General features: G+C 48.7%; 10 protein-coding genes. 3 read left to right on the forward strand and 7 right to left on the reverse strand.

What is annotated here, in order from left to right:
* The first annotated feature begins 125 nt into the window (after positions 1 to 125).
* The gene (locus ACJAYR_RS14445) at positions 126 to 2,072 is read left to right on the forward strand and encodes an AMP-binding protein (protein ID WP_415237257.1); all 1,947 of its coding nucleotides are present in this window, start codon (positions 126 to 128) and stop codon (positions 2,070 to 2,072) included.
* Here ACJAYR_RS14445 and ACJAYR_RS14450 read toward each other — a convergent pair.
* From ACJAYR_RS14450 to speB, 6 genes are all read right to left on the reverse strand, one after another.
* On the reverse strand, positions 2,050 to 2,847 hold the full coding sequence (locus tag ACJAYR_RS14450; protein WP_415237258.1) for a carbon-nitrogen hydrolase family protein: 798 nt from the start codon (positions 2,845 to 2,847) through the stop codon (positions 2,050 to 2,052). The genes ACJAYR_RS14445 and ACJAYR_RS14450 overlap by 23 nt on opposite strands.
* The gene (locus ACJAYR_RS14455) at positions 2,844 to 3,644 is read right to left on the reverse strand and encodes an ABC transporter permease (RefSeq protein WP_415237259.1); all 801 of its coding nucleotides are present in this window, start codon (positions 3,642 to 3,644) and stop codon (positions 2,844 to 2,846) included. Before ACJAYR_RS14455 ends, ACJAYR_RS14450 begins: the two co-directional genes overlap by 4 nt.
* The gene (locus tag ACJAYR_RS14460) at positions 3,641 to 4,498 is read right to left on the reverse strand and encodes an ABC transporter permease (protein WP_415237260.1); all 858 of its coding nucleotides are present in this window, start codon (positions 4,496 to 4,498) and stop codon (positions 3,641 to 3,643) included. The genes ACJAYR_RS14455 and ACJAYR_RS14460 overlap by 4 nt, the downstream gene beginning before the upstream one ends.
* On the reverse strand, positions 4,495 to 5,532 hold the full coding sequence (locus ACJAYR_RS14465) for an ABC transporter ATP-binding protein (protein WP_415237261.1): 1,038 nt from the start codon (positions 5,530 to 5,532) through the stop codon (positions 4,495 to 4,497). The genes ACJAYR_RS14460 and ACJAYR_RS14465 overlap by 4 nt, the downstream gene beginning before the upstream one ends.
* Before the next feature lie 96 nt (positions 5,533 to 5,628).
* Positions 5,629 to 6,717, reverse strand: a complete 1,089-nt coding sequence (locus ACJAYR_RS14470; protein WP_415237262.1) for an ABC transporter substrate-binding protein — start codon at positions 6,715 to 6,717, stop codon at positions 5,629 to 5,631.
* Positions 6,718 to 6,769: 52 nt separating this feature from the next.
* On the reverse strand, positions 6,770 to 7,828 hold the full coding sequence (gene speB, locus ACJAYR_RS14475; RefSeq protein WP_415237263.1) for an agmatinase: 1,059 nt from the start codon (positions 7,826 to 7,828) through the stop codon (positions 6,770 to 6,772).
* A 196-nt stretch (positions 7,829 to 8,024) separates the two neighbouring features.
* Here speB and ACJAYR_RS14480 point away from each other — a divergent pair, with 196 nt between their 5' ends.
* The gene (locus tag ACJAYR_RS14480; RefSeq protein ID WP_169544429.1) at positions 8,025 to 8,981 is read left to right on the forward strand and encodes a LysR substrate-binding domain-containing protein; all 957 of its coding nucleotides are present in this window, start codon (positions 8,025 to 8,027) and stop codon (positions 8,979 to 8,981) included.
* Between the two features lie 47 nt (positions 8,982 to 9,028).
* Positions 9,029 to 10,216, forward strand: coding sequence for an aminotransferase (locus ACJAYR_RS14485; protein WP_415237264.1), 1,188 nt, complete (start codon positions 9,029 to 9,031; stop codon positions 10,214 to 10,216).
* Between the two features lie 11 nt (positions 10,217 to 10,227).
* Here the strand turns inward: ACJAYR_RS14485 and ACJAYR_RS14490 are convergent.
* Positions 10,228 to 12,030, reverse strand: a 1,803-nt coding sequence (locus ACJAYR_RS14490; RefSeq protein WP_415237265.1) for a cadherin domain-containing protein, incomplete at its 5' end; no start/stop codon positions are given.

Consider the following 12,030-nt stretch of genomic DNA (forward strand, 5'->3'; position numbering starts at 1 on the left):
AAACTAAAACATTAACAGTCTTCTAAAAAATGACCCATTTTTTTCTTTTTGCCACCGCCCCGATATCCTATCATTTCTACTCAAGGACAAAATATAACATAAGAAATTAATCCTAGGACCTGCCAATGCTCGAACAAAGCTATTTTTTGCCTCCGAAAAACATTCAGGACAGTAGCAATCTAAAACACTTCTTGGACGAGCATGACATCAACACCTATGAAGAGCTACTGGAAAAATCCAACTCTGATCCGGATTGGTTCTGGAATACCCTCATAAAATGGCAGGGCATCGAATTTGACGCGCCATATTCTGTAATACGCGACGCAACAAACGGACCTCAGTTTGTCGATTGGTGCGTTGGTGGAACACTCAACCTGACAAGAACCTGTCTCGACCAACATCAGCATTCAGAGGTTTGGAAAAAACCGGCAATTGAAGCTGTTGATGAGGCTGGCAACAGACGTGTCTGGAGTTACGAAGAATATTCTGAAGAATGCTGCAGAATTTCAAACGCGCTTAAAAAACGAGGCATAAAAAAGGGGGATACAGTTGCCATCTATATGCCAATGATACCGGAAATGGCGGCGTCTTTCATGGCCATTGCCCGCATGGGTGCGATTGCAATTCCCTTATTTTCGGGTTTCGCTGCCCCTGCTATTGCACTTCGCCTGCAGGATGCCTCTGTAAAGGCTGTGGTTACGGCCACCTCAACAATTCGAGGGGGGCGTAAAGTCCACATGGCCGAGAATATCAAGGCCGCCATTGAACAATCTGACACTGTGCATACGGTGATGTGCCTTACAAGAACAGGCGACGCGTTGCCGTCCCATCCAAAATTCATCGACTGGCAGGAAAGCCTTGAAAACCAGCCAGCTACGTTCCCCCCCGTTTCCATGACACCTAAAGAACCCTTATTTGTTGCCTACACGTCCGGGACCACAGGCAAGCCTAAAGGCGTCGTCCAAAATCATCTGGGTATTCTCGCAAAAACAGCAGCAGACTTCACTTTGTGTCTGGATATCAAGAAAGACGACCGCCATATCTGGATGACTGATATGGGCTGGGTCATGGGGCCACTGACGCTGATCTGTTCTTCTTTGGTTGGTGCCACTGTTATTCTGGCGGAAGGGGCACCTACCCATGCAGAAGATCCCTTTAGAATACTCAGGTTGGTCGAGACGTTAAAAATTACCCATATGGGGATCGCCCCGACCGTTGTAAGGCAGCTAATGACACTCGACCCGGCCCCTCTTGAAACACTTGATTTATCCTCCTTAAGAATTGTCCCCTCATCCGGAGAAGCCTGGACGCCCGAGGCCTGGCATTGGATGAAGGACAAAATCTGTAAGAATAGAGCGGTCCCCCTGAATATGTCAGGTGGAACGGAATTAGTCGGCGCTATTTTAACCTCCACTGTTTTACATGCGATCCCGCCTTGCGGTTTCTCGACTCAAAATCTCGGGGTTGGCGCTAAAGTTCTAAGAACGGATGGGAGCGAAGCCGACAAAGGAGAGGTTGGGGAACTCGTTATCACTAATCCGCCCATGGGCCTGACAATGGGGCTTTGGAAAGACAATGACCGCTACCTGAAAACATACTGGTCAACATTTGACGATATTTGGCATCATGGCGACTGGGCCCATCAGAATGAAGATGGAACCTGGCATATTCATGGTCGCTCCGACGATACAATTAACGTGGCTGGCAAGCGGGTCGGTCCGCCAGAAATAGAAGGCGCGCTGATGGAAAATACGGGCTTGTCTGACGCCGCGGCAATTGCTGTCCCCGACGATATAAAAGGGGTCGCCGTCGTCTGTTTTTGCGTTCTTAGGCCCGGAGTTGAACCGAGTGATGCCCTGAAAAAGAGCCTTAGCGGGAGTGTTGCAGGGCGTGTGGGAAAACCCTTTTCCCCGCGGGAAATTCATTTTTCAAAAGCGCTTCCAAAAACACGAAGTATGAAAACAATGAGACGGGTCATTCGGTCAATCTACCTCGAGGAAGATCCTGGAGATTTATCATCCCTTGCCAACCCGGAGGCCACGGATTTTATTAAGGGTGCCGTTTCGAACTAACGCTTTCCAAATCCGCCAGATAGCTGTTCTGTTCTTTCGAGCCCTCATATTGTGCGGGATCCACCTCTGCATATAAAAGGGCTTCATCATGTTGCGCTCCCTCGGCCAGCAGGGTGCCATCCGCGCCCACAATGACTGACTGCCCTTGATACTCGAATGCGCCATCATTACCGGAATGATTGGCATAGGCCAGCGTCACCTGATTTTCAAACGCGCGTGTCGGGACAAGATTTCGGGCGATGAAGGAACTATAGTCTCCGGCAGGTAGTGCCGTTGGCACAAGAACCAGTTCCACACCAGCCATCGCCAATCGGCGAACATTTTCCGGAAACTCGACGTCGTAACAGATCAGCATTCCGATCACGATCCCGTTCAAAACGGCTTTGACGGTTTTTGGCTCCTCTGCCGTAAACAAAGATTTTTCATAGCCACCATACAAGTGGGACTTACGGTATATGATAGGTTCTTTTTGACCATCAACGAATGCGGCACTGTTATAAACTTTGTTGCCTGACAATTCCGGAAACCCTGCAATCAGCGCAATGTCATACGCAGATGAAATTCTTTGTAGCGCCTTTAAAGCGGCCCCGTCGGCCGTCATGGCCAAAGACTTCATCTGATCGCCAGCACCATAGCCAGACAACGACAATTCCGGCGTTACCAACAGGTCTGCGTTGTTCCCGGCCGCTGCCCGTGCCGCGTCCTCAATTTTTTCAAGATTTCTGTCAATATCGGCAACAGCCGCCTGCATTTGATAAACAGCAAGACGCATCACTTATCCTCACCAGACATATTTCCAAGTAACCTAGGAAGGTTGCCAAATTTTGCAATCAATCCAAAAACGACGGCCGCCACCACAACAAACAGCACAGAGACAGAGGCCATTGTCGGCGTATATCCATACCGCAAGGCATTGAATATCTTGATCGGTAACGTTTCCATTGTGAAACCAACGGTCATGTAGGCGACAATATATTCGTTCAGCGACAAGACGAATGTAAAGGCAAACCCGGAAATCAAATATGGCAGGATCAACGGCAATACGATGGTTCGAAAAATTGTTCGTTCACTGGCCCCCATGGTAGAGGCGGCCTCGACCAATGAAGATTCAATCGACGAAAACCCCAGAGTTATTGTTACCAGTGGCAGTGTTACAAAGAAAATACCGTGACTTAGGATCGCTGTCCAAGGCTCTCCATATGCGCCTGTTGTGGCCCAAAACGTTAAAAATCCAAGCGCTGTGATGACCGGAGGAAGAATAAAGGGCGCCACACCAAGCAACCTGAAAACATTCGCCCAGGGGGCATACCGTCGAGACAAAAACCAGGATAAAGGAAGCGCCACAGAAACTGCCACGGCCGCAGAAAATGTTGCAAGAACCAAGGAATTGATCAATGCAGATCGCCATTCTGAATCTGTAAAAATTTCCAGATACCATTCCCATGAAAAGCCGACCGGCGGGAAGCTTAGCGATTGCTTCTCATTAAATGAAACCCCAACAACAACAATCACAGGCAACAGCAGGAAAAAGACGACTGCCGCGAAAAATATGAAGGTCAAAACTCTATTCATGAGACCTGCCGCTCTCTACGGCCAATAAGTAACGTCAACCCAACCAACCCCAACGACATCAACACAAGGAAAACTGCCATTGCTGCGGCAAAGGGCATATTGGATTGATAGATTGCCTGATCCGTAATCAGGACCGAAAGTGTCCAATGCTGTGGTCTGCCCAGTATCTGTGGCAACAGATATGAGCCAAGTGCAAACACGAAGACCATAATCAGTGTCGCGAGAATTGTGTTCCGCTGAACGGGGACCATGACGTTCAAAAACGCCCTTATCGGTGATGCCCCCATTGTCTTAGCCGCCTCCAGAAAGACCGTGTCAAAACGAACCAGCGAAGGATACAGGACCAGAATTGTATAAGGCAGTGCCTGATAGATCATCGCCGTTAAAACGGCACCAAAACTGGGATAAAGGGATTTCGCCTGATCCAAAATTCCCAGTGCTACCAAAATATTGGTCAGTCCAGCGGTTTTGGAAAATAGCGTCGACCACGAAAATCCGATAATCACTTCAGATAAAGACAAAATGGACAGGATACCGACAAGCCAGCAAGTTTGAACATTCCGGCGACAGCGGGTTAGCAGGTAGGTAAACGGAAAAGCAAGAATAACGCAGAAAATGGCGACGAGCACGGCAAGCATCAGTGAGAAGCCAAGAACTTTACCGAAAAACAGACTTAAAAACCGCTCATAGTTGCTAAACACGAAGTCGACAGAATAGAACCCTCCGACATCCCGCTGGAAAAAACTGACCGCTATCATTGTCCCAAAGGGAATAACGAAAAAGATAATCAGCATCAGTGCAGGATAAAGCAAAGGCCCATAGTCGCGGATGGATTTCGGTTTTTCCTGCCTCATTGGGTCAGCACCACACAGTGTTCGGGCGGAAGATGCAGGCCGACTTCGTCCCCGACCGACACAGAAACCCGTTCTCTGGGTGAGGTAACCGAGGTAAGGATTTCCCCTTCAACCTCAACGAATGTCTCAATGGTTGCGCCAAGATCGCGAACAAAAGAAACCGTTCCTTTCAAATCCGACTGCCCGGATTTTACAATCTGCAATTCTTCCGGACGCACGGACAGGGTCAGATTTTCGCCCGCCGATGATATGTCGATACCAGAAATCTGCTGATTTCCAAAAACAGCTATATTGTCGGCCCCCTTACGCACGGGCAATAGATTGGTTGCCCCGATAAAATCAGCAACGAACGTATCAACAGGCTGGCGATAGATCTCCACAGGCTTTGCTGCCTGCCGAATACGACCCTCGCCCATCACGACAACAAGGTCCGCCATTGTCATGGCCTCCCGTTGATCATGGGTGACAACAATTGTTGTAATACCAAGTTTTTGCTGTAACTGGCGGAGTTCAACCTGCATCTCTTCACGGAGCTTCGCATCCAGGGCAGAAAGAGGTTCATCCAGCAGAAAAAGTTTAGGGGATAAGGCAAGCGCACGGGCAATTGCCACACGCTGTCGTTGCCCGCCGGAGAGCTGCGACACGGCGCGCTCGCCGTAACCCGGCAAATGGATAAGATCCAAAAGCTCTTCCGCCCTTGCGGTCTGTTCCGCCTTTGACGCGCCTCGAATACGAAGGGCATAAGCGATATTTTCAGCAACGGTCAAATGCGGGAAAAGAGCCAGAGACTGGAAAACCATTCCCAGTTCCCTTTTATGGGTTGGGATACCCGTAATATCTTCACCATCCATCAAAATCCGACCACCGGTTTGTCTCTCCAGCCCCGCAATCATGCGAAGAAGAGTGGTTTTACCACATCCAGACGGACCTAATAAACAAACGAAGCTTCCTTGTGGGATGGAAAGCTCAACATTATCGACGGCAACAAACGAGCCGTACTCTTTTCGCAAATTACTTAAGGTCAATCCGGACATTAACGGTCGCCTCGCTCCAACAGATACAAAATGATGGCTGCCGGCATGCCGGCAGCCAACGCTTAAACTTCCAAATCATACTCAAAAGCGGATTGATTAACCAACGATCAGTTCAGTCCATTTCTGGTTAAGCCAATCTGATTTACTCTGATACATATCGTACCGTGGAATAATCGGATCAATTTCTGAAGACACGCTGGCAAACTCTTCATCTGTCAGGGTCAACAAAGACCGTTTAACGGTCGGGGCAGTACCAACTTTCAAAGACATCAGACCTTGCACGGAAGGCTGAGACATGAAGTCCATAAAGATATGCGCTTCTTCTGTCTTGTCAGAAGCCCGCGACAATGCCCAACTTCCAGAATCTAGAATACCACCTTCTTTAGGGAAGGTTGACCGAACAGGATGCCCATCTGCAATCGCAAGCCCTGTTACGTCATGGTAATACTGGCCCATAGGAATTTCGCCGGTTTTAAGACCCTGTTCAAACTGGGCTTCGTCTCGGTACCAAAGTCTGACGTTATCTTTTAATTCAGCAAGTTTATCCAACGCCTTGAGAATACCCTCTTCAGTATCCAACACATTGGTTCCGCCCAAGAAGGTTTTTGCGGTGACTTCCAGTAGGAAAGAATTTGAAACCAGCGCGAGCAGACCAAGCTGATCTTTATGCGACGGATCCCACATTTCAGCCCATGATGTTGGTTCGTTTGGAATAACCTTGGTATTTGAAACCAGATTAATATACCAAGCAACCGCACCGACGCCAGAGACCCGACCATCTTCATATTTATTGATCGCGCTATCCAGCAGATTTGAACTATTCGGAATTTTATTGAGATCAAGCGCTGTCCAAAGATCTCTAGATTGCCCTTTTAGCATTGCAACCTGCGACATCATGGAAACATCCGCCGGGGCCCTTTTTGCCCGCGCCGCCTGCTCCAATTGAACCAGCCAGGCTTCACCGGTTGGCTCGGCAACCGACGTTACAGCAATACCGGTAGCTTTCGTAAATTCTGGGAAAATATGCTTATCAAACGACTTTTTAAAGTAACCGCCATACACGCCTACTTTCAAAGATCTTTCATCTGCCCGTAAAATAGCTGGCATTGAAAGTGTCGCAGCCCCTGCAGCAGTCGCTCCTAAAAGGGCTCGGCGGCTAATACCGCCCTTACTAAATCTGGTCATATAAACCTCCTGTTAAAATCTTTCCCGACTTATCGACTTCGATCTTTTTTCTTTATTCAGCAATAAAAGGGCTGAAAACCATTAAGCTCAAGATTTCAAATAATACCTGAGCCCCCACATGCGCCGAATTCGTTGTTGGGTCATACTGAGGCGCAACCTCAACAACATCACCCCCGCAGATATTAAGCCCCTTAAGCCCACGCAGAAATTCTAATACTTCGCGAGTTGTTAAACCACCAACTTCCGGTGTGCCGGTTCCAGGGGCAAATGATGGATCAACCCCATCAATGTCAAATGAGACATAAACAGGTCCGTCACCAACAATCTTACGGGCTTTCTCAATCACCGCCGGTATACCCAGCCCGGGAATTTCTTCAGCGTGAATAACGGTCATGCCTGACTTTTTCGAAAACTCCCACAGATACTCGGCTGAGCCGCGTATCCCGATCTGAACGGTTCGTGTGGGATCCAGAACACCGTCCAGAACCGCGTTCCGGAAAGGGCCGCCGTGATGAAATTTCGTCTCATCAAAAGAGCCGCCCGTATCGCAATGTGCATCAATGTGAATAAGGCCAACCGGCCCGTCTTTTCCAACGGCCTTGAGGATGGGGTGTGTGATCGAATGATCCCCACCGACGGACAGAGGCACAACGCCTGCCGCAATAATCTTGTGCATATAAGCTTCAATATTGTCGAGGCTTTTTTCGAGCCGGTATCGGCTATCAAACGGGATGTCACCGATGTCGGCCACCCGCAAATCCTGTACCGGCGCACATCCCAGAACATGGTTATAGGGTCCAATCCGCTCGATTGCCCGAAGGGCACGCGGCCCGAAACGCGCACCGGGGCGATTTGTAACGCCCAGATCCATCGGAATGCCAATTATCGCAACCTCTAAATCGTCGATATCCGGATTTTCAGGATCAACCTCTTTTATGGGAGCATCCAGAAATGTCGGTATCCCGGCATATGGCGCCATTCGGGTGCCGCTTTCAGAAAAAATCTTGTCCGCAACCTTCCTGAATTCTGGGTCATAAAGTTCACCACCGTGATTATCACCGAACTGAGCCCGCAACGCTTCCAGCTTTTGCTTATCCCATTCACCAGACATACTTCACCCAATGCTGTATTTTTTTCACATTAATATTAAGAACGTATTTTCACAGTTTAAAGATGCATTTACCTGAAATGGCAATTTTTAGCATCTCTTGTCGCAGTGTTACCTATTTTTCCCAAGCTGCATTGAAAAATCAATTGATTTTGTTGTAAGGTAGTTTGTTATTTTTTCTCACATTAGAAAGAGACGAATGATCAGTCGCCTTCCCCCATTAAAACCGCTACGCGCTTTTGAGGCCACAGCCCGCACTGGCTCTGTGACCGCCGCAGCAAAAGAGCTGAATGTGACACATAGCGCTATTAGCCATCAAATAAAAACACTGGAAACATCGCTGGGCCTGAAACTGTTTGACCGACAGGCGCAACGTTTGAAACTAACGTCGCAAGGCGCGCTGCTGATGCCTGCCGTATCAAATGCCTTCAAGGAAATTGCGGCAACAGCCTCCCAAATGAGCAGGCCGTCAACAGAAGGACGCCTGTCCGTATCCTGTTCACCGGCCCTTCTGTCCTATTGGCTGGTTCCGCGCATTGGTCAATTCACCGAACAATATCCAAATGTCCAGCTTGCCCTTAATTCTTCCGTGGACCGCACAAAAATACTTTCCCCGGCGATTGATGTCAGTATCATTTACGGTGCCGCACCAGCGGAAGATTGCTGGGGCCGCCTTTGGGCGCAATTCGATCTTTTTCCAGTGACATCCCCCACTCACCTTAACCGCCGCACTATTCGCAACCTGAAGGATCTTGAAGATCAGGTTCTTCTTCACACCGATGATGGCCGGGAATGGAACTCGTGGTTTGACGCTGCCAGCGCCCGTAATATTGTTCCCAAGCAGCATCATTATATGGGTGATGCGCGGGTTGCCATTGATGCCGCTCTTAATGGGCATGGTGTGGCGTTGGGGGATACACTGACCTCCAGCAGCCTGCTGAGCGACGGATCACTTGTTGTGCCGTTTGATCTTGCAGTACCGGCAAATGACGCGTTTTATGTTGCCTGCCGAAACGAAATACGCTCGACCCCAATTGTGAATGTGTTTATAGACTGGCTTTTTGCCGCACTCGAAGAAGATAAAGTCACAGCGCCGTTCCTTAGTTCAGGCCGGCATATTTCTCGGCGGCGGTCGAAAAAAGCAGACATACTTTAAGTGAAGACTATAAACGATATCGATAAAGACGCCTGGAAAGAAAGAATATGCCGACAGCATCCATTAACCCGGCTGTAAAAGCACTCTCAGCGCCCCCTATCCCCATGGTTCAAAAATGGGGACAATCTTATGATGGCGCACTCGGCCCTCTTCTCGATTTATCGCAGGCCGTACCGGGTTACCCGCCTCATCCGGATATCCTGAACTGGTTGTCTGAAGCTGCGCGGGACACAAAACTGGCAGGCTATGGCAATATTGAAGGGGAGACCGAACTAAGAACGGCTTACTCAACCCATGTTGGTGAACGTTACCAGACACAGATGTCGCCGCAAAACATCCATATTACTGCAGGATGCAATCAAGCCTTTATTACGGCAATCATGACGATCGCGGCGAGCGGCGATTCAATTTTGATCAGCAATCCATTCTACTTTAATCACGAGTCAACGCTGGATATGCTGAATATCAAGTGCAAGATATATGACACAGATGCCGAAAATGGCTTTTTGCCTAATCTCACAAGCATGACGGAACAAATTGACCCTTCGGTAAAAGCGATTGTGATGATCTCCCCTAACAACCCAACTGGAGCCATATATCCACCAGCATTATTGGAGGAAGCCTTCAGTTTGTGCCAGAAGCACGGGATTTGGCTTGTTCTGGACGAAACTTATCGAGACTTCCTTCCGTCCAAACGAGAAATGCCTCACACCCTGTTCTCACATCCAAACTGGGGGGACAATCTGATCCAGCTGTACAGCTTTTCAAAATCGTTCTGTATTCCCGGTCATCGTTTGGGCAGCATTACCGCGGCGCCCGAGGTTGTTAATCAGATTGCAAAGGTAATGGATAATCTTCAAATCTGCGCGCCCAGAATTCCCCAATGGGCCGTTGCAAAAGCGTTGCCGGACCTTACTAACTGGCGGGAAGAAAACCGCCTTGAAATCGCCGCACGATCAAAAACCTTACAAAACGTCATGACACATTGCCCGGACTGGAAATTAAAGGCGGTTGGTGCTTATTTTGCCTATATCGAACACCCCTTTGAAGGATATTCATCGGTTATGGTTGCCAAAAATTTGGCACGCCACCGGGGGATTATTACGATCCCGGGCGAATTTTTTGGTCCCCAGCAATCGCAATATTTGCGGGTTGCTTTTGCAAATGCTGATCAACAGATGCTGGAACAGTTACCGGAACGTCTTAATATGGTGAGCTTGAATACAGTGGATTGATGGGATTTTCTCTACCCTTCAATTTTCTCCACACCATCAAAGGTCAATTCAACACCACCAATATTAATGGTACCAGCAGCATCTTCAGACAGGAACACCTCGCCATCTGCTGAGGACTGAACCGAACCGCTGTCCAAGCTCAACCAGTCGCTGATGTTTCCAGCAGGAAGGCCGTCTGAAAGAACGATTGTATCGGACCAGCCACCGCCTTCGCCACCGTGGAAGGTGTCGTTCCCCTGATCACTGGCGAAATAAAAGATATCACTGCCGTCACCGCCAAATACGATGTCATCTCCGGCCCCACTATGCAGGACGTCATTGCCGCCTTCACCATGGATAACTTCATCATTTGTGCCGCCGTAAATTGTATCTGAGGCTTCCGTTCCCTGCTCCACCTCAATTGTGACCGATGAGTTGAATGTATCCGACACTTCACCGCTGCTATCGGTTGCCGTTACCGTAATGCTTCGTGTCCCTGCAATCGCGCTATCCGTTGTATCATTAGAAAAATTCAATTTCTGTATAACGTCTTCATAAAGCTCGACATCCGCTGTTCCGGTCAAGCTAACCGTGATCGTTGATCCATCATCGACAAGCGTCATGGAAATACCGCTATCCGACCCATCAGGTAACAGAATAGAGGTTCCATCCAAATCATAGGTTCCGCCCAGACCTAAAACATCACCAGACTGAATATCGCCTAGAATAATAGTTGCAGAAGCAAGTTCGTCACTATCAGCATCATTTAACTGGAACGTTGATTGCCCCTGATCATCTTCCGCAAACAGTGGGTTGGGTACATCAACAAGATCTCGGCTGTCAATTTCGACACTGAACATGCCGTCGTCAAAGTCAGCGTCCCCACCGCCCCACAAATCTTCAAAGCCGAAGTTGAGAACGCCATTTTCCTGATCAACACCCGCAATAAAATGTTGTCCCCCACCGTCTTCCCGATCCGCATTAAACTCATACTGATTTAATGAATGATAGACATTGCCATCTGTCGTGTGAATGGTTCCATCCTGTTCAATATAAATAAGCTGGGGACTTCCGGTATCTGAATTGACATTATATTTGTGATCTTCCGGGGATTGGCTCGCCGCGTCAAAATCAGGAGACACATACATCCAGGTTCCGGTTTCCGAGATCGTATTGCCATCCCCGCTGACTGCATCATCTGGCAAATCAGAAAATCCATTGGCGATCACGAAGAAGCCCAGCTGACTGCCGGCCTCAATGCCTTCATAAGTCGCTTGTGACTCGCCGGCCGTCAATTTATTAGAAGACGCGTCTCCCCAAAGCAACTGAACGTCAGTAATCGTCCCATCTGAATTGATTTGGTAGGCACCAATTGCACTGCGATATCCTGCGCCCTCTCCCTGAAACGTGACCGTCGCATCTGATTGATGATTAATGACGAGCCCTTCCGCATCAGCAATCATGTCTTCAAAGACTTCAGACCCAATATTGGCTTCCAGTTCTTTACCCGCCTGAAGGTTAGGGAACATGTCCATATGGTCCAGTTCCATCACTTCAGACGCATTTTCATGGGAGATGGTATTTCCCAGCCCACTCATGGTGGGCGATGCCAAATCCTCAACATTTACAGTATAGCTTTCAGAAGCCACATGGACACCATCCGTCACATCCACCGTAATGTCGTAACTGTTTACATCTTCGTAATCCAATGCTCCAGCGACCTTTACTTCGCCCGTGTTAGGATCGATGGTGAATTTCCCGCCGGCATCATCAGACAGGCTATAGGTTAGGGTGCCGCCTTCCGGATCCTCTGCGCTTATTGTGCCGACGACCGT

The organism is Sneathiella sp. (assembly GCF_047631475.1).
In the GTDB taxonomy this organism is placed as follows: Bacteria; Pseudomonadota; Alphaproteobacteria; order Sneathiellales; family Sneathiellaceae; genus Sneathiella.